Below are 20429 nucleotides of genomic sequence, written 5' to 3'. Positions count from 1 at the left end.
ATGAGTCTAACAATAAAACCAGCTCTAACATGCATCCGAAATTCGGCATTACTTTTAACGACAATGTTAGGCATAAACTCTGCATATGCTGCGGATTGTTATCCGCTGAGTTCGCCTTTTATTTATAACCATGAATATTCGTTTAATTCTACGCAGAACTACCCAGGTTATTCACCACCTTGGAAAGACCTATCAAGAGGTGGAACTTATTCTGTGGGTGGTGCGTGTGCAAGACCTATTCAAAATACCTATTTTACTTTTAAAGCAGCAACGGGTTTAACACAGGCAGGCAGTGATGGTGGTGCTCAGTGGTTCGATGTACCGAACAATGACTATCTGCAAGTTGCAATGAAAGTTTATGTTGCGGGAAACCGACGTGATTTTTTTGATGTACCACAAAGTGCAATTAGTAATCAATGTAATGGTGGTTGTTCTACGAGCTATGGCACAGGGGGTCAAGTCAAAGTCAAATTGAAGATTAAAAAGAAATTTGTTGGACAATCCTTTTTAGTTAACCGTGATATTGGTTATGTCTATGCCGCTTCAGCTGCTACGGATAATCCAAGTCAGCCCATCGTTATTATTAGATTAAATGCAGTGATGACTGTGCCACAGTCCTGTAGTTTTGATGTGGGTGATGTTATTGAATTTGACTTTGGCCCAATACCGTCAAGCGCTTTTTCAGTAGGTGCAGGCAATAAAGCTCAAGGCGTGAATACCATTACTAAAAATATCGGTATCGAATGTAAAAATATCGATGCACAACAAATGCTATCGGCTCGACTCGAAGTTGCAAACTATAAAGATAATATGATTATTTCAGATAATCCTAACGTTGGTTTTCAGTTGGCGGATAGTAGCGACCATGTCCTGATTCCAAATAATATCAATAGTTTTATCCCATTTCGTTTAGATGAAAATGCACGTAGTAATTTTTTACTTAAATCTTGGCCAGTGAGTATAACAGGGCAAATTCCTCAACCTGGACCTGTTGCTGCACAGGGTCATATACGGATTGATTTTCAGTAAATGGCTAGATGATATATAAGGTCAATATTATGAATATTATAAAGTTACTGATTGTCGGCTGTGTGCTATGCGCACCAGTTTTGCACGCCGACCCTTTGGTCAAGATAAATTTACGTTTTAAAGCGATGATTGTTGATCGCACTTGTACAGTCTCGCCGGAAAGCCAAAACATTAATGTTGCGCTTGGGACTTGGGGAACCAAAAATATGGTGAATGTTGGTGATCAAACTCGTCCAATCCCATTTTCCATTCGTCTAACGGATTGTTCTGCCAAGAATGTTTCACTGTCATTTAAGGGGCCTCAGGATACGACCAATCCTCAGTTTTTGGCTCTATCTGATGATTCAACCGCAACTAATGTGGCAATTCAAATTTTAGATAAGGATCGTCAGTTATTGCCTATTGAAACATTTACTAAGCCTGTCGCAGTAGATACGAATAAGAACTTACAGCTAAACTTCTTTGCGAACTATTTTGCGACGCGTAAAAATGTAACTGCGGGCACAGCGAACTCAACAGCTAATTTTGTTCTTAATTATGATTAGGTCACATATCTCATAAATGAAGCAGCTTAGCCGTTTTAACAGTTTGTCCTATTGAGCTTGGTTTTGTTTAAGGCTCGAAATGGTCTTTGGATACACGACTCAATTAATATGCATACTTTCTATAACTAATTGTAAAATTAAAATATTTCTCAACCGTGTCATAGTGAATATTAGTGTTTGCTGCTACAGATTTGTCCACTATGCACGTTTTCTAAACCATCATTTAATGGTGCGTCACGTTCCAATTCACGCAAAATACCACAGGACTGAACCGAGCTATCGCCCTGACATTGCAGTCTAAGCTCTTGTAGCTCTTTTTCTAAGGTCAGTAACTCTTGGATACGGTGCTGCACATGTTGCAGATGTTGATCAACCAATTGATTGATACCTAGGCAGTCATCTTGTTGATTGCGTGCAGCAAGTAGGGTACGAATTTCATCATGCGTCATCCCTAAAGAACGGCAACGTCGAATGAAGCGTAAGCGTTCTAGATGGTGTGATTGATACTCACGATAATTATTTTCGGTATTACGTAATGGTTTATGCAGTAGACCTTCTTTTTCATAAAAACGAATGGTCTCAACTGTACAACCGACGTGTTGGGCAAGCTCACCAATTTTCATTTTAATATTCCACTTGAGTCTGAAGCTGCTTCAGGGTGTTTAATCATAACATAGCATCAAAAAGGATCAATTATGAGCCAAACATATAAAAAAGAAGATGTGCATGCTGATGTAAAAGCAAAAGACACAGACTGTTGTGGTTCAGCATCTCATCTTGGTACAGATAAAAGCTGTGGTGATTCAACTGCGAAAAAAACATCAGATACTGGGTGTTGTGCTTCGACCTCCTATGCTTCTGTAGCGACCAGTTGTGATGGTTCAGCGGCTGAACACGCACAGGATACAGGTTGCTGCGAATCAAAATCAGCTGAAACTAAAACATCTAGCTGTTGTGACTCACAGTCAGCAGAAAATAAGACATCGAGTTGCTGTGAGCCAAAGTTAGCAGAAACTAAAACGTCTACTTGTTGTGACTCAACACCAGCTCCATTACAGACCAGTTCTTGTTGTACAAGCAGTACAGCCTGTAGTCGTGCAGCATCAGAACAAGACATGCAGCAGCTTGCGGCAACCAGCAAAGAAGGTGAGTACTACCGCAGTAGTATGCGTATCATGCAGATGGATTGTCCAACAGAAGAGGGTTTGATTCAAAAGAAATTAGGACAAATGCCAGAAGTTATTCGTCTCGAATTTAACTTGATGCAACGTGTTCTGACCGTGGTGTATACAGAAGGTGCCTTAGCTAAGGTCGTCAAGGCGTTGAAGGAGTTAGATTTTGAGCCTGAACTCGCGAATGAGCAAGGTAAGTTCAGTGCAGCACCAGTTGAAAAAAAACAATCGATTTGGATTTTGGCCATTGCTGGTGTTTTTGCTTTAGGTGCAGAATTGTCAGGTTGGTTCGACTTACCAACGTGGTTGGTGATTGCAGCGAGTGCGATTGCGATCGCTTTATCTGGTTTGGGAACATACAAAAAGGGTTTGTTGGCAGTTAAAAACCTGAATCTCAATATCAATGCCTTAATGAGTATTGCGGTTACAGGTGCTTTGCTTATTGGTCATTGGCCAGAAGCAGCAATGGTGATGGTGCTGTTTACCTTAGCTGAGTTAATAGAAGCACGCTCTTTGGAACGTGCGCGTAATGCAATTGGGCAACTGATGCAGTTGGCACCCGAGCGCGTCACGGTGTTACAAGCTGATGGTCAGTGGCAAGTCATAGAAGCTGCAGAAGTCAATATTGGTGAGATCGTTCGTGTTAAACCTGGTGAAAAAATTGGTCTAGATGGGGTAATTGTGAAAGGTCAGTCGAGTATTGATCAATCACCGATTACAGGAGAAAGCTTACCTGTTGATAAGATTGAAGGTGATGAGGTCTTTGCAGGGACGATCAATACAGCAGGTTCTTTTGAATACCGTGTTGTATCTAAAGCGGATGATACTGCTTTAGCACGGATTATCCATGCTGTAGAAGAAGCACAAGGTGAAAAAGCCCCGACACAACGATTTGTTGATCGCTTTGCTAAGATCTATACCCCTTTAGTTTTTCTGTTTGCGATATTGGTTGCAATCATTCCACCACTGTTCATGGGTGGGGTATGGTTTGATTGGATTTACAAGGCCTTAGTGATCTTGGTGATTGCATGTCCATGTGCGCTGGTGATTTCAACACCTGTAACTGTGGTCAGTGGTCTTGCGGCAGCTGCACGTCAGGGTATTTTGATCAAAGGTGGCGTGTATCTGGAACAAGGTCGCCTACTGAACTACATGGCATTTGATAAAACTGGCACGATTACCTTTGGTAAACCAAAGCAAACAGACTTTGTTGTGTTATCAGGCGATGCAACTCAAGTTCAACAATTGGTGCTGAGTTTGGCGGGACGCTCAGACCATCCCGTCTCACAAGCGATGGTACAAGCAGCGCCTGATGCAGTCGTGCACTTAGATGTTGAGGATTTTACTGCACTTGCTGGTCTTGGCACACGAGGTGTGATTGAAGGAGTCAGTTATTGGCTAGGGAATCACCGTCTTATTCATGAGCTTGAGTATTGTTCACCGCAGCTTGAAGAGAAAATTGAGACCTTGGAAAAGCAAGGTAAGACAGTTGTATTGTTGGCTAAACCTCAGCAAGTACTCGCTTTAATTGCAGTGGCTGATACCGTTAAACCCAATAGTGCTGAGGCGATGAACCAGTTACAGCAAATGGGTGTAAAAACTCTAATGCTCAGTGGTGACAATAGTCATACCGCTAAGGTGATTGCAGATCAAGTAGGCATGACCGATGCGCGAGGCAATCTCTTACCTGCAGATAAATTAAATTTGGTGGCAAGCTATGCCGACACGAGTCATATCGGGATGGTGGGTGATGGCATTAATGATGCACCAGCCTTAGCTCGTGCCAATATTGGTTTTGCCATGGGGGCTATGGGCACAGATGTTGCGATTGAAACCGCTGATGTTGCCTTGATGGATGATGATTTACGTAAAATTCCAAGTTTCATTCAGTTATCACAGCAGACCCATCGCATACTTATTCAAAATATTAGTCTGGCCTTGGTCACAAAATTAATCTTCTTGGTTATTACCATGATGGGCTTGGGTACGATGTGGATGGCTGTCTTTGCAGATGTCGGAGTCAGTTTACTGGTTGTGGCAAATGGCTTAAGACTATTAAGACATCGCTAGAGTTGAATGTTTAAAGGGATGCTCATCAAATGATTCGCTGTGATCCAATTTGATGCTTGGTCAGTGATGGAGTCGTTTGAAGTTACCGAAGTCTAACCTATTAGACTTCGGTATTTTTTAGGTAATTGTAAGATTTATATTTTAAAAACGAGTAATTTCCACACGATGTTGTGGTGAAAAAAATGTATCGTTGTTTTTTTGAGCGCACATCATGAGTAAAATTCATGTTAGAATGAGCACCTTTCACTTAGACAGCTCTGTCTAGGCACTTCGTTTTTCCTCAACTCACCGAGATGATGTACATGTCGACAGCTTATACTGCTCAGACTGCGCCGAAGGCGTTGTTTGACTATGACAAATATTGGGCGTCTTGCTTTGAACCTGCGCCATTTTTGCCTATGTCTCGAGCCGAGATGGATCTACTCGGTTGGGATGCTTGTGATTTTATTTTAGTTTGTGGCGATGCTTATATTGACCACCCATCTTTTGTCTCTGGAATCATTGGTCGTGTATTAGAGGCACAAGGTTTTCGAGTGGGTATTATCGCTCAGCCAGACTGGACCAGTGTCGATGCTTTTCGTGCATTAGGTCAGCCAACAATTGCTTGGGGGGTAACCGCAGGCAATATGGATTCGATGATTAACCGTTATACGGCAGATCGTAAAATCCGTTCTGATGATGCTTATTCGCCAGATAACCTACCAAATAAACGCCCTGATCGTGCTGCAACCGTATATTGTCAACGTTGTCGCGAAGCTTATCCTGACACTCCAGTTTTGTTGGGGGGGATTGAAGGCTCATTACGTCGTATTGCACATTATGATTATTGGTCAGATAAAGTCCGCCGTTCGATTTTGATGGACTCAAAAGCCGACCTGTTGATTTATGGTAATGGTGAGCGCTCGATCATTGAAGTCATGCATCGGTTGGCTAAAGGTGAAAAAATTCACGAGATTACCGATGTACGTGGCACAGCTTTTATTGTGAATAAAGCTAATCGTGCAAGCAAAGCACAGTTTGTAGAAATTGCATCCAATGATGTAGACAGCATCGGTCGGGTTGATCCTATTATTAACCCTTATGTGATGACAGAAGATCTTGATGGATGTGAAATCGAAAAAGATAAGGGCAATAGCCTAACGCAATATCAAAATTTTCAAAAAGAATTAGTTTCAAATCCGATTATACGTGCAGGCGATGAACTTGATCCTGACACGCAGATCGTGCAACTTCAAGCACCGAAAAGTAAAGCGATTAAACATAAGTTACCACCACGTGAACTTGCGGTGATACGTTTACCTGCGTTTGAACAGGTCGCAGAAGATCCAGTGCTTTATGCCCATGCAAACCGTATTTTGCATTTGGAAACCAATCCGGGCAATGCGCGTGCATTAGTACAGCGACATGGCGAACGTGATGTTTGGTTAAATGCACCACCGATTCCATTGACCACAGAAGAGATGGACTACGTGTTTGATCTACCATACGCACGTTTACCTCATCCTGCTTATGGCAATGCACGTTTCCCTGCTTTTGACATGATTAAGTTCTCAGTCAACATCATGCGTGGTTGTTTTGGCGGATGTACCTTCTGTTCGATTACAGAACATGAAGGACGTATTATTCAGAACCGTTCTGAGGATTCGATCTTACGTGAAGTAGAAAAAATTCGAGATAGCGCACCAGGCTTTACAGGTATTATCTCTGACTTAGGTGGCCCAACTGCCAATATGTATCGCTTGCATTGTAAAGATGCAGAAATTGAAAAGAACTGTCGTAAACCTTCTTGTGTATTCCCCGGCGTTTGTCAGAACTTACATACCGATCATGCACCTTTGACTCAGCTTTATCGTAAAGCACGTGCATTACCGGGTATTAAGAAAATCTTAATTGGTTCTGGTCTACGCTATGACCTCGCGGTACTCAATCCTGAATATGTCAAAGAACTGGTACAACACCATGTCGGGGGCTATTTAAAAATTGCTCCTGAGCATACTGAGAAAGGGCCTTTGTCGAAAATGATGAAGCCTGGTATTGGGACTTATGATCGCTTTAAGCAAATGTTTGATCGATTTAGTAAGGAAGCGGGTAAGGAACAGTATTTGATTCCTTATTTTATCGCAGCACATCCTGGTACAACTGATTATGACATGATGAATTTAGCGATTTGGCTGAAAAAGAATGGTTTCCGTGCCGATCAGGTTCAAACCTTCTATCCTTCGCCAATGGCTACAGCAACAACCATGTACTATAGCCAGAAAAACCCACTAGCGAAGGTCGCACGCTATACCGAAGATGTTGATATTGTTAAAGGTGAAAAACGTCGTCGCCTACATAAAGCATTTTTACGTTACCACGACCCAAACAACTGGCCATTATTACGTCAGGCGCTAAAAGAAATGGGCCGTGCCGACTTAATTGGTAACTCGAAGCAACACTTAATTCCAACTTACCAGCCACAAGGTAGTGAAGGAGACTATAAGTCAGCACGTAAGAAAAATTCGAGTGTATCAGGCGATTCGCAAAAACGTCATGGTGGTCAACGTACAACTCGTCCTGAAGCAGGTCAGATTTTGACTCAACACACAGGTTTACCACCGCGTGAAACGGGTCAAAAAAAAGCAAAGCCAAAAGCGAAGTCTAAAGGACGTTTTGTTAAAGCTTAAGCATTACAGCTTGATCACAATTTATGTTGCAGTAAAAACCAGATCAGTTTACTGATCTGGTTTTTTTTTACGTTCATTTGCGTGAACTTTAAGCTGTAATTCATATTAATGATCAAATGTTCAATAATATTTAATTTTTTCCGATTGTATTTTTGAACAGATCTCGGTATAACGAACTTATTGGCAATATTCATTTATCTTTAATATTGCACAAATAAAATTTAGGCAAGTTGCATTAAATATCAAAAAAAATGAAAAGTCGTCCGTCTGAAATAGAGTAAATTTACATCAATAGTGGTGTAAAAATATTGAGACAATAGTGAGATTTTTCCTAAAGTGGATGGTGATAAAAAGGAATGAGGCAAAATAATTTGAAATCGATCGGAATTGGGTGAACTTACCCAACTATCAAAAACTAACTATAAAAGGAAAAGGGATGGAAATACTGCTAATTGCCAGTGTGGTCATGCTAGGGCTTGTTATAGCTTTGGCCTACCATCATCTGAAAAGTACAAAACGACAAGATAGTCCTCTTAGACAAAAGGCACTACTGAGTGCTGGTGAGCAAATTGTATTTAGCCGTTTAAAAGAAACATTACCTCAGGCACAAGTATTGGCGCATGTTTCATTTGATGCGATTTTAACAACTAAGTATTTACATACTCGACGTAAATATCAAAAAATGATTGCGGATTTTGTTATTTTAGACAGTGATTATCGTGTAATCGCTGTGGTTGCGATTGATGATACCAATATATTAAAACGCTCGCGTTCTGCAGCTTATCAAGATGCTGTTTTAAAAACAGCAGGTTATCGTGTATTGCGTTATGTGGGCATGCCTGATTTAGATCAATTACAGTCTGATTTTCTGACGGATATTTTGCATGAACAGCGTGATGAAGCCATCATGGATCGCTTATTAACTACAGAAAGTTATCATGAGCGTTTGGGAAAAAATCGTCTTTTTGGCTAAAGCAAAAAGCCTCGGCTTTTTGCTTGCTATAATCTAACTCATGTATGGCATTGACCATTACATTGCGACATCTTTTGCCATATTTATAGAAATAATTAGGGCTTAACAGCCACTACAGTCATTTCAACTAAAACATCAGCAGCATAAAGTTTCGCTTCGACACAGGTTCTCGGTGGTGCTTGCATATCTGCACACCAAGCATCCCATACTTCATTCATTGCAGCATAATCAGTTTCGATATTTTTAATAAAAATCATCACAGACATGATATGACGCTTGTCTGTGCCTGCTTCTGCTAATAATTGGTCAATCAGTGCCAAAGTTTGTTGGGTCTGTTCACGGATGCCTACTGAGGTGTCCTCAGCCAATTGGCCAGCCAAATGAACCAAATTTCCTGAAATTGCCACTTCAGAGAAGCGTTTTTCAACACGTAAGCGTTGCACAGTCATGGGAATACTCTTATTGATATGTGCGATTAGTTTACGTGAACATTTTGCAAACTACAAAAGTGCAGATGTTTGATGAAGAAAGAAAATGAAGACAGACACCCAATATTGTTGGAGCCAACAATATAAGAAATTTTAAATATAATTAGAATCAAGGAGATGAAGAAGAGCCGAACGGCATATTCTGAGTGCCCTGTCATTTTCGGATTTGATCGTCACGGCAATCACAGGACAGTATGCTAAAAATATAGGTCAGTTTTAGCAACTCAGCTTCAACATTGGATAAATGTAGAGCAGTCAATAGACTACGCTATTTTTAACCAATATGGCAGTACCTTTGCATATAAATCACTCGATTGTCTAAAAAACAATCAACTAAGCCCATAGATCTAACTGAACTCGCTGTTGAGGTTCTTCAAGTTGGTAAACCCCAACCCCAACTAACCTGAACTGTGCATGTGCTGAAACTTGTACTTCATTTAACAATTGTTCCAATGCCAAATGTAATGCTTCCAAGCTTTGGAGTGCTTGTTTAAAACTTTTACTATGTTGAATCGTTTGAAAATTTTTGAGTTTTAGCTTGAGGCTCACCCCACGTGCTTGTAGTTGTTTTTGTTGTAGGCTATGCCAAACACTTTGACAAAGCTCAGCCCAGTAGGGCTGGCATTGGATTAGTGTGAGGTCTTGGTCAAATGTAGTTTCTTTAGAAATCTGTTGGCGTTGACGTTCATTTTGTACGGGGCGTTCATCAATGCCTTGTGCGTATAGATATAGTTGTTGACCATATTTGCCAAAATGCTGAATTAATACATGTTCTTCTAGGCGTTGTAGGTCACCGAGTGTAGTCAGTTGAAGCGCTTTAAGTTTTTCATAGGTGACTCGACCTACACCTGGAATCTTCTTTAAATCAAGATCCTGAATAAACTGCTGCACTCGCTGTGGCTTGATTACACAAATACCATTTGGTTTGTTCCAATCTGAAGCAATTTTGGCTAAAAATTTATTCGGAGCAACACCAGCTGAAGCCGTAAGCCCAGTATGCTGAAAAATTTCAGCACGAATACGTTCAGCGACTTCAGTTGCACTGGCAAGCTGCTGTAAATTTTCAGTGACATCTAGATAAGCTTCATCTAAGGATAAGGGCTCGATAAGGTGAGTATGGCGCTGAAAAATTTGATGAATTTGTGCTGAAACAGCTTTGTATTGAGCAAAGTCAGGTTCAATAACCACGACATTAGGACAAAGCTTTCGCGCCTGAGACATGGGCATAGCTGAGCGAAGACCAAAGCTGCGTGCGGCGTAGGATGCAGCTGCAATCACCGCACGAGGGTGCTGTGAGGAAATAACAACGGGTAGAGACTTGAGTTCTGGGCGATCACGTAGTGCGACAGAGGCATAAAATGCATCCATATCAATATGTATGATTTTACGTATGCTCATGTACTATTACCCAGATTATTGTCGAATAAATTGCTGCCAAGTTGCTTGATCTGCATAGAAAACGTTGAGATCAACTTCACCTTGAATACCGTTAATTTTACCTTGTTTACTATGCTGCCAGAAAGTCCATTGCCGGTCTTTGAGCTGTGGTTGTGCTTGATAATCGCGGATCCATAACGGTGTTTGATTAAAATGACCTGCAAGAATGAGTGCATAAAAATTGGGTGTGGTATAAAAAATGGGTGCTTTGCCATAATGCTGGTATAAACGATCATGCATAATCTTGATTTGTTTGAGTAATTGTTCCTTAGTACTTTGGTTGATACAGCGAGTGTCATATTCCAAGTCAATCACAGGGGCTAAGGCATTATCTTTTTTAGGCACGGTATGAATAAAATTTTGGCTCTGTACTTCAGCATCGCGGCATAAATTATAAAAGTGATAAGCCCCAACACGTAAACCTTGTTCTCGTGCTTCAAGCCAATTGTCCTGAAATTTAGGATCAATATAGTCACCACCTTCAGTCGCTTTCAAATAAACGAATTGATAATGCTGTGGTGAAATTTTTGTCCAGTTTATCGTACCTTGGTGATGCGATGCATCAAAACCACGAACACTGTATTGGGACTGTGCAACACTAGGATGACTGATCAATAACAGGATAAATAAACACAGCTGCAAGATTGTTTGCATACTACTGTTGGGCAGATGATCTCGCCCTTTAAGGATTGGTTGTGCTTTTAGCTCAGAGGAAGATCTTGGCACAGCAAATATCGAATTTATCATCAGTGCTGGTATCGGCCTTAAACAGTTTGTTCTAGCATAGCACTGTCATAATGAAATACTTGCTAAATCATCTGATTTTTTGGTAATTTCCAGAAAATCCATGTTGATAATATATTGAGAAAACCTAAGCTGACAAAAGCCAGTTGAAAGGCTAAAGCCGTTTCATGACCATCAAATATACCATTAAATATATTTAATAGTGTTCCTGCCAAAGCTACACCAATACTCATAGATAGCATCATAATCATTGACAAAAAGCTATTGCCACTACTGGCATCTTGTTGGGGTAAGTCTTTGAGAGTTAAAGTATTCATGCTGACAAATTGCAGTGAATTTAAAATACCAAAGATAAAAAAGTGTAAGGTTCTTAACCAAAATGGTGTATCTGCTGCTGTGAGTGCAAAACTGGCAATACATAGGCCAAGTAATAGGCTATTGGCAATCAGAAAAGTACGATAGCCGATTTTTTGAATCATAGGACGTATAATTGGTTTGGAAAATAAAGATCCGAGTACCATGGGCGTCATCATAATCCCTGCCATGAGTGGTTCCATGTGGAACGCAATTTGCAACATGAGTGGCACGAGAAAGGGGATGGCATTAGAACCTAGTCGGATAAAAAAATTACCTAAAACGCCTATGCGATAAATTTGATGCTTAAAAAGCTTACTTCTAAACAGCGCATTTTTATGGGTATGAGCATGATAAACATAATATAAACTGGCCAACCCACCGACAAGAAACAGTGTAAGGCTAAAGCTTAAGCTGCTGTTGGGAACCGCAATTTGTTCAATGCCAAGTGCTAAACCAACCATGGCCAACATCAGTAAAATAAAACCACTAAAATCAAATGTTTTGACTTTAAGTTCACGCAAGTTTGGCATGGCTTTGAAGCTGACAAAAACACCTAAAATTCCCATGGGAATATTGATCAAAAAAATCCAGTGCCAAGTGGTATATTGAACTAACCAGCCACCTAAGCTTGGACCAATCAGTGGACCAATCAGACCAGCTAAACTCATCATACTCATGGCGGCCAGAAACTGTTCGCGTGGAATTAATTTGAGCAGAGCTAAGCGACCCACCGGCATCAACAGTGCACCACCGACCCCTTGTAGGATTCGAAAGCCAATAAGTTGATTTAGGTTGTTTGACAGCGCACAGCCTAATGATGAGCAGCTAAAGATCACAATAGCAGCAATATAAACGTGGCGAATACCGAAACGATCAGCAAGCCAACCGCTTAATGGAATAAACGCAGCAACTGCAAGCACATAACTAATCACCACACTATGCATTTGCAGCGGATTGATCTCGAGACTTTGTGCCATGGCTGGCAATGCAGTATTGATAATGGTGGTATCAAGACCTTGCATAAAAAAGCCAATCGACACCAAAAATACCAAGAGGCGATATTGTGGCGCTAAGCTTTGCTGGATTTGCATAGTACTGATCTTAATAACTAAAACTAACTGAGTGAATCCATTAAGGTTCACTCAGCATAGGATGACAATAACCAATATAGACGCTTATCGATGTGCTGGATAGAGTTAGGTGGTTAAAACAAAACTTTCTCGGGGGGTTGGCGTTCTACATGTTGAATGATTTCAAAGATTTGTCCTAAATTTTCACAGACCATCAATTTAGCGCGATGCTGTGGGGGGAGGAAGCCCTCTTGGGTCGCATGGTCTAGTTGAGCAATGAGTGCATCATAAAAACCATTGACGTTATAAAGCATCATGGGTTTATTGTGCTGATTTAATTGGCCCCATGTGGCAATTTCTAAGATTTCTTCAAAAGTACCTAAGCCGCCCGGTAGAGCAACGAAGGCAGCAGCACGTTCAGCCATCATTGACTTACGTTCATGCATGCTTTTGACGATATGTAATTCGGTCAGACTATTATGGGCAATTTCATAATCCAACATAAACTCTGGAATGACCCCTACTGCTGTACCGCCATGCTCAACAACTGTATCGGCAACTTGTCCCATCAGGCCAATACTTGCACCCCCATAGACAATGCCAAAACCTTGTTCAGCAATAAACTGTGCAAGTTGAATAGCACTTTCTTTATAAATCGGTGAATGACCAGCACGAGAACCACAATATAGCGCAATGAGGGTTTGGTCCGTTGTTGGATCTTGAGTTTTTTTTCGATTGTTTTGATCTGGAACTAAATTTATCAATGATATGATCTCGCTACGGTTTTGCTGTTTTGTTTTTTACAGTCTAGGTCATAAATATGACAGTAGAATGTGAACAATAACAAGCTCGTGAAAAGGACACAATCTGAGGAAAAAGAGCCGCAGGAATTACGATAATACACAGAAATAAGATGAATTTCTGTTTGATCTTGTTATACTGGCTACTTCGTTTAGCAACTAATGAATGAACATGGGTAGTGGTTGTAGTCACTCGAAAAATTTTCCTTTTTTTCAAATAATAATCTCTCAAAACCAGATAGAGTTCTGTGTGCAACAACAGAACCTTGATCAAATAATAGTTTTATCCAATATGGAGTCGGGTCATGATCTTTGAGTGGATGTCTGATCCTTCGGCTTGGGTAGGACTGGCTACCCTCATCGTCTTAGAAATTGTACTCGGGATCGATAACTTAGTTTTTATTGCGATTTTGGCGGAAAAACTTCCACCAGAACAACGTAATGCTGCACGTTTGTTGGGTCTATCGCTGGCTTTAGTCATGCGTTTGATTCTACTAGCATCAATTGCTTGGGTGGTGACTTTAACCGCGCCACTGTTTCATCTTTTTGATCATCCCTTTTCTGGGCGTGATTTGATATTGCTGTTTGGTGGTGTATTCCTGCTGTTTAAAGGCACGATGGAATTACACGAACGTATCGAAGGCAAACAACATTTTAAAGAAGAAAATCCTGTACATGCTGCATTTTGGATGGTGATCGTTCAGATTGTGGTGCTAGATGCAGTCTTTTCACTCGACAGCGTGATTACTGCTGTAGGTATGGTTAAAGAGTTGTCCATCATGATGGTGGCAGTGGTGATTGCTGTAGGCATCATGCTTTGGGCATCAAAACCACTGATGGACTTTGTCAACAAACATCCTACCGTAGTGATTTTGTGTCTAGGCTTCTTGATGATGATCGGTTTTTCTTTGATCGTTGAAGGCTTTGGTTTCCATATTCCGAAAGGCTACTTGTACGCTGCGATAGGCTTCTCTGTGTTAATTGAAATGATTAACCAAGTCAGTCGTAAAAACCAAGAAAAGCGTGTTACCACCAATGATTTACGTTATCGAACTGCATCAGCGGTATTACGTATGTTGGGTGGGAAAAATCACAGTGCTGATCATTTACCCGTTGAAGACGTGTTAAAGACCGAAGCATTGGCAAAAGAACTGTTTGATCCTGAAAATAGTATTTATCACAGTGTGATGGTACAAGGGGTGTTAGGTTTATCAGAGCGTCCTGTGAAATCTGTGATGACGCCACGTCCTGAGCTTGAATGGATTGATTTGGATGATGATCCAGACGAGATTAAGAGCAACTTAATGTCGATGACCCATTCTCGTTTAATTGTTGCTCGTGGCGAGCTTGATAACATGGCCGGTATCGTTCTAACGCATAAAGTTCTGAATGACTATATTGAAACTGGTGTGCTTAATTTTGAAAAACATTTACGTGAACCAGTGATTGTGCACGAAAATGCACAAGTACTCATGGTGATGGAACAATTACGCCAAGCACCACTACAATTAGCCATTGTATTGAACGAATATGGTTCGATTGAGGGTATTGCAACGCCTATCGATGTGTTAGAAGCAATCGCAGGGGAGTTCCCTGACGAAGGTGAGATTGAAACTCAAGCTGCAAGTCTTGAAGATGGCTCACTTATTTTAGAGGGCTCCACTGATATTCGTCATGTTTCTTTGTTGTTGGGCTGTGATTTGGTGGATGAGTCTGAACAGTACTCAACGCTTTCAGGTTTTATTTTGTTCCATCTTGGTCGATTGCCAACCAATGGTGAAAGTCTAACAGCATATCACCATCGTTTTGAAGTGATGACGATGGATGGTCATAAAATTGATAAAGTTCATATCTTTGTACTTGAGCAGGAAGATAATCAATCTTCTTAGGCCCGAGTTCAAGAGTTGATGTAAACGTCAAATACAGTGATTTATAATGAAAAGGCAGCTCAGTTCGGGGCTGCTTTTTTCATTAGTGAATCATTGAACATACATGAAATGATACAAGGAGAAAATTGTGATGCCTATACAAAGCTGTCCATGTGGAGGCGCGGAGTATGCAAGGTGCTGTCAACCATTGCATCTTGGTCAGGCTCACGCAGTGACTGCTGAACAATTGATGCGTTCACGCTATAGTGCTTTTGCATTAGCACAAATTGACTATATTGTTCAGACCACTGCGATCGCTCAACAAGCGACTTTAGATCGTGCTGCGATTACAGACTGGAGTCAAAGTAATCGTTGGTTAGGTTTGGAGGTTTTGCAGACCAATGAACAGCTCGATAAGCACCATGCTCTGGTCGAGTTTCGGGCACATTATGATGATGGGCAACCACAACAACATCACGAACGTTCTTATTTTGTGCGTCTTGACGAACATTGGTTTTTTTTAGATCCAACGACAACAGGATTACCTACGATGAAACAGCCCTGTGTTTGTGGTTCATTAAAAAAATTTAAGCATTGTTGTGCTCAATATCTGTAACTTTTTTTAAGTTTTGTCTTAGAATAGCCGCCTAATACATCGGCAGCGGAAAAATAACAGCGATGCTTTTACTGGTGATTTATATTATTGCGATTACCGCAGAGGCAATGACAGGTGCACTATCGGCAGGACGTCGTAGTATGGACTGGTTTGGCGTGATGTTGATCGCCTCAGTGACAGCACTTGGTGGTGGTTCAGTTCGTGACGTATTGTTGGGACACTACCCCTTAACTTGGGTTAAACATCCAGAATATTTGGTGTTAACCTGTGGGGCAGCATTTTTTACGATCATTATCGCGAAATGGATGCGTCATTTACATTCGGTATTCTTATTGTTGGATGCCTTGGGCCTGATAGGCTTTACCATTATCGGCTGTCAAATTGCTTTAGAAATGGGACATGGTTTTGTGGTTTCTGCTGTGGCAGGTGTACTCACAGGTGTATCCGGCGGGATCTTGCGCGATATTTTGTGTAACGATGTACCGTTAGTATTTAGGCGTGAGCTTTATGCCAGTATATCCTTCGTTTCAGTGATTTTTTATTGGGCTTGTCAGCACTATGGCGTATCCTTGGAAGTGACTGTCATCGCTACATTGGTTTTTGGTTTCTCTTTGCGCTGTATTGCTATTTATTATGGCTTAGAAATGCCGAAATTTATTTATAAAGATGATGATGAACAGTCTGCCTCTTCTAAAGATGTTTAACGATTAACCATGTGCAGTCATAGACTCCAATAACAGCAGAGTAAATTTATGGATCTCCTATCGCGTGTGCAACGCTTACCTATTGGACGTTTTCATTATAGTTTACTGGCTGTGATCGGTCTGGGATGGATGTTTGATGCCATGGATACAGGACTAATTGCCTTTATCCTGACGCGTATCGCAGAGGATTGGCAGATTACAGCCGCGGATAAGGGCTGGATTGTTTCCATTGGTTTTGTTGGTATGGCCATTGGTGCTGTATGTTCTGGTGCATTGGCTGATCGTCTTGGACGTAAAAATGTTTTTGCTCTGACCTTAGCAATTTACAGTATTGCGACAGCTTTATGTGCAGTGGCACCCAATCTCACCTACTTATTGATTTTTAGATTTATTGTTGGTCTAGGATTGGGCGGACAACTTCCTGTTGCTGTTACCTTGGTCAGTGAATACATTCCAGCCCATGTTCGTGGTCGCTTTATTGTTTTACTAGAAAGTTTTTGGGGCCTAGGTTGGTTAGTTGCAGCCTTGGTTGCCTATTTCGTTATTCCTCAATACGGCTGGGAAATGGCTTTTCTGGTTGGTGGTTTACCGCTACTTTATGTCTTTGTGATATTTAAGAAAGTACCTGAGTCTATTCCATTTTTAATCAATGCAGGTCGCGTAGAGGAAGCACATCGTTTACTACAGAAAATCGAACAACAATGTGGGCTGGAACCTGTTCAAGAGTTGCTGGTTAAGCCTGTAGCACAAAAGCATACTGTTTCATTTGCTCAGTTATGGTCAGGGCAGTTAGCTCGTCGAAGTTTAATGCTATGGCTCATTTGGTTTGGGATTGTTTACTCTTACTATGGCATATTTACATGGTTACCGAGTTTACTGGTGAAACAAGGCTATAGCATCGTACAGTCATTTGAATATGTTTTACTGATGATTTTGGCACAGTTACCTGGGTATATCGCTGCAGCGTGGTTGGTCGAGAAACTTGGGCGTAAACTGACATTGGCAGGCTTTATCGCGATGTGTGCAGTTGCAGCATATTTCTTTGGTCAAGCAAATACAGTCAATAGTATTATGTTTTGGGGCTGTTTGATGTCATTCTTCAACTTGGGTGCTTGGGGTGTGTTATATACCTATACACCAGAGTTGTATCCAGCCAATATCCGTGCTTTTGGTTCAGGTTGGGCCTCGGCGATTGGTCGTTTGGGCGGCATCGTTGCACCTCTGGTTGTCACGCAGATGTTGGTTTTAAATGATGGCTTTAGTCATATATTTATGATGTTTACAGCGGTTTTATTTGCAGTTGCAGCGGTAGTTCTGATCCTTGGCGAAGAGACTCAAGGTAAAACTTTAGAATCGATTGGTTTATAAATAGTAAATGCACTGTATTATGCGCTTGGCAGAATTACAATAAATGAGCTAAAACTGAACAAGCTTAGAGCAAAAGACATGAGCTGTCGCTTAGATTAAAACAATACCCTTGTGGAAAAGGCGTCAGCGACTTAGCATTATCAACTTAACAAGAAACAATTAATTAGGATTAAAGGTTGTTATGACAAGCCTTGCGCATCATGCGACAGAAAACCGTTCCGTAGCTGAATTTACCGAACAAGCTTATCTCAACTATGCCATGTACGTGATTATGGATCGTGCACTGCCGCATATTAGTGACGGTTTAAAACCTGTTCAACGACGTATTATTTACGCAATGAGTGAGTTGGGACTAAAACCAAGTTCTAAACCGAAAAAATCTGCGCGTACCGTTGGTGATGTGTTAGGTAAATATCATCCACATGGTGACTCAGCCTGTTATGAGGCAATGGTATTGATGGCTCAGCCGTTTAGTTACCGTTATCCTTTTATTGAAGGTCAGGGCAACTGGGGGTCACCCGATGATCCTAAGTCTTTTGCTGCGATGCGTTACACCGAAGCTAAGTTGTCTGCATATAGTGATTTGTTACTTTCAGAACTTGGTCAAGGGACTTGTGAATGGCAAGATAACTTTGATGGCAGTATGAAAGAACCTGTCACGCTACCTGCACGAGTGCCGAATATTTTATTAAATGGGACGACAGGGATTGCTGTAGGTATGGCAACCGATATCCCACCGCACAACTTGCGTGAGGTGGTGAAGGGCACAATCGCTTTGATTCGTAATCCTAATCTGAATGACGAAAAAGTAGCAGAATACATCACGGGTCCAGATCTACCGACTCAGGCTGAGATCATTACTCCACCAGAAGAATTACTTAAAATCCAAACCACTGGACGTGGTAGTTATCGCATGCGTGCGGTATATCGTATTGAAAAAAATGAAATCATCATCAGTGAACTTCCGTATCAAGTTTCTGGTGCCAAGGTGATTAGCCAAATCGCAGACCAGATGCAGGCAAAAAAACTGCCTTTGGTGTCTGATTTGCGTGATGAATCGGATCATGAAAATCCAACTCGTTTGGTGGTTGTACTACGTTCTAATCGTATTGATGCTGAAACAGTGATGAGTCACTTATTTGCGACAACTGAGCTGGAATCAAGTTATCGAGTCAATCTCAACATGATTGGTGCCGATGGACGACCACAAGTGAAGTCTATTCGTCGTATTTTATTAGAGTGGATTGAGATTCGTAAGCAAACGGTTACGCGTCGTTTGCAATACCATTTAAATAAGATTGAAAAACGTCTACATATTTTGGCTGGTTTACTTATTGCATATCTTGATATTGATACAGTGATCAAGATTATTCGTGAAGAAGATCAACCCAAACAAGAGTTGATGTCTCATTTTAATATTGATGAGATTCAGGCTGAAGCAATTCTTGATTTAAAATTACGTCACTTGGCCAAACTTGAAGAAGTTGAGATTCGCCGTGAGCAGGATGAGCTAGAGGCACGAGCAGCCATAATTCGTGAGCAATTGGCAAATCCTGAATCATTGAAAAACTTAATTATCAGTGAATTAAAAGAAGATGCAAAAAGATTCGGTGATGACCGTCGTTCGCCATTAGTTCGTCGTGCTGAAGCGAGTGCGATTAGTGAGCAAGATCTTATGCCAGCTGAACCAGTGACAGTGGTTTTATCCGAAGCTGGCTGGGTGCGTTCAGCGAAAGGGCATGAGGTTGATGCGAGTGGCCTGAATTTCCGTGCTGGAGATCAGTATCTCAGTCATGCACAAGGTAAATCTAACCAAAAAGTTTATGTATTAGATCAAACAGGGCGAAGTTATGCTTTAGCCATTAACAGTTTGCCATCAGCACGAGGCTTGGGAGAGCCATTGAGTTCTAAACTCTCGCCAGCGAAAGGTGCGGGTTTTATTCAAGTATATATTGCTGATGAACAAAGTGAATTAGTTGCGGTGAGCAATTTAGGCTATGGTTTTAAAGCACAGACCCAATCGCTAGATACCAATGCTAAAGCAGGTAAAGCTTTCTTAAATGTTGCCGAGAATGGTGAAGCATTGCCATTGTCCAATATCACTGGTGCGAGTCATCTCGCTTTGGTAACAGCAGCTGGACGTATGTTGGTGATTGACCTTGAAGAACTGCCAGTCTTGAGTAAAGGTAAAGGAAATAAACTGATACAACTTGAGGCCGATGATCGAATCTTGTTCATGTTACCTTTGAAACTTAGCGATACAATTCATGTAATTGTCGGACAACGATCGTTAAAATTAAAAGGTGCGGACCTACAAAAATTTATTGGTAAACGCGCAACAAAAGGGCAACCGTTGCCTCGTGGTTACCAAAAAGTAAATAAACTGCTGATTCATGATTTGGGCTAGCATCCTTAATGCGAGATACGTTATAAAGCAGTAAGTATTTACAGTTGTGTCTGTCATATCAAACGTGAAGAAACCCAAAAATTAGGTTTGATATCGAGAAAAAATACTTTACAAC

At 41.1% G+C, this 20429-nt stretch carries 16 protein-coding genes; 10 read left to right on the top strand and 6 right to left on the bottom strand.

Annotated features, from left to right (window positions below):
- A complete protein-coding gene (locus Aru01_RS07675; protein WP_016654669.1) occupies positions 1-1029 on the top strand; it encodes a fimbrial protein in 1029 nt (342 codons plus the stop codon).
- A gap of 29 nt (positions 1030-1058) precedes the next feature.
- Positions 1059-1574 (top strand): fimbrial protein, encoded by a 516-nt coding sequence (locus tag Aru01_RS07670; protein ID WP_016654670.1) that lies wholly within the window; start codon positions 1059-1061, stop codon positions 1572-1574.
- Positions 1575-1744: 170 nt separating this feature from the next.
- On the opposite strand, the gene cadR is transcribed toward Aru01_RS07670, so the two are convergent.
- Positions 1745-2197 carry a Cd(II)/Pb(II)-responsive transcriptional regulator gene (gene cadR / locus Aru01_RS07665; RefSeq protein WP_016654671.1) on the bottom strand — a complete coding sequence of 151 codons (453 nt, stop codon included), beginning with the start codon at positions 2195-2197 and terminating at the stop codon, positions 1745-1747.
- Between the two features lie 72 nt (positions 2198-2269).
- Here cadR and Aru01_RS07660 point away from each other — a divergent pair, with 72 nt between their 5' ends.
- From Aru01_RS07660 to Aru01_RS07650, 3 genes are all read left to right on the top strand, one after another.
- Entirely contained in the window at positions 2270-4816 is a 2547-nt protein-coding gene (locus tag Aru01_RS07660) for a heavy metal translocating P-type ATPase (protein WP_016654672.1), read from the top strand.
- Positions 4817-5118: 302 nt separating this feature from the next.
- Positions 5119-7482: a YgiQ family radical SAM protein gene (locus Aru01_RS07655; RefSeq protein ID WP_016654673.1), complete on the top strand. Its 2364-nt coding sequence runs from the start codon at positions 5119-5121 to the stop codon at positions 7480-7482.
- Positions 7483-7918: 436 nt separating this feature from the next.
- A complete protein-coding gene (locus Aru01_RS07650; RefSeq protein ID WP_016654674.1) occupies positions 7919-8455 on the top strand; it encodes a DUF2726 domain-containing protein in 537 nt (178 codons plus the stop codon).
- A 95-nt stretch (positions 8456-8550) separates the two neighbouring features.
- Here the strand turns inward: Aru01_RS07650 and Aru01_RS07645 are convergent, their stop codons facing one another.
- The 5 genes from Aru01_RS07645 to Aru01_RS07625 all read right to left on the bottom strand — a co-directional run bounded on the left by Aru01_RS07645 (position 8551) and on the right by Aru01_RS07625 (position 13315).
- Entirely contained in the window at positions 8551-8904 is a 354-nt protein-coding gene (locus tag Aru01_RS07645) for a RidA family protein (RefSeq protein ID WP_016654675.1), read from the bottom strand.
- 372 nt (positions 8905-9276) lie between these two features.
- A complete protein-coding gene (dinB, locus tag Aru01_RS07640) occupies positions 9277-10335 on the bottom strand; it encodes a DNA polymerase IV (protein WP_040331005.1) in 1059 nt (352 codons plus the stop codon).
- A 21-nt stretch (positions 10336-10356) separates the two neighbouring features.
- Complete coding sequence (locus Aru01_RS07635; protein WP_042111255.1) at positions 10357-11034, bottom strand: glycoside hydrolase family 25 protein; 678 nt, start codon at positions 11032-11034, stop codon at positions 10357-10359.
- 155 nt (positions 11035-11189) lie between these two features.
- Positions 11190-12581, bottom strand: coding sequence for a multidrug transporter subunit MdtD (mdtD, locus tag Aru01_RS07630; RefSeq protein WP_370736882.1), 1392 nt, complete (start codon positions 12579-12581; stop codon positions 11190-11192).
- A 104-nt stretch (positions 12582-12685) separates the two neighbouring features.
- Entirely contained in the window at positions 12686-13315 is a 630-nt protein-coding gene (locus tag Aru01_RS07625) for an LOG family protein (protein ID WP_016654679.1), read from the bottom strand.
- A 341-nt stretch (positions 13316-13656) separates the two neighbouring features.
- Between Aru01_RS07625 and Aru01_RS07620 the strand changes: the two genes are divergently transcribed.
- The 5 genes from Aru01_RS07620 (at position 13657) to parC (ending at position 20314) form a co-directional block, all read left to right on the top strand.
- A complete protein-coding gene (locus Aru01_RS07620) occupies positions 13657-15240 on the top strand; it encodes a TerC family protein (protein WP_016654680.1) in 1584 nt (527 codons plus the stop codon).
- A gap of 130 nt (positions 15241-15370) precedes the next feature.
- Complete coding sequence (locus Aru01_RS07615; RefSeq protein WP_016654681.1) at positions 15371-15835, top strand: YchJ family protein; 465 nt, start codon at positions 15371-15373, stop codon at positions 15833-15835.
- Between the two features lie 62 nt (positions 15836-15897).
- Entirely contained in the window at positions 15898-16539 is a 642-nt protein-coding gene (locus tag Aru01_RS07610) for a trimeric intracellular cation channel family protein (protein ID WP_016654682.1), read from the top strand.
- A 48-nt stretch (positions 16540-16587) separates the two neighbouring features.
- The gene (niaP, locus tag Aru01_RS07605; RefSeq protein WP_016654683.1) at positions 16588-17907 is read left to right on the top strand and encodes a niacin transporter NiaP; all 1320 of its coding nucleotides are present in this window, start codon (positions 16588-16590) and stop codon (positions 17905-17907) included.
- Positions 17908-18088: 181 nt separating this feature from the next.
- On the top strand, positions 18089-20314 hold the full coding sequence (gene parC, locus Aru01_RS07600; protein WP_016654684.1) for a DNA topoisomerase IV subunit A: 2226 nt from the start codon (positions 18089-18091) through the stop codon (positions 20312-20314).
- Positions 20315-20429 lie beyond the last annotated feature (115 nt).

The sequence above is a fragment of the Acinetobacter rudis genome (genome assembly GCF_000829675.1).
GTDB lineage: Bacteria > Pseudomonadota > Gammaproteobacteria > Pseudomonadales > Moraxellaceae > Acinetobacter > Acinetobacter rudis.
This window is presented reverse-complemented; position numbering and strand designations above follow the sequence as displayed.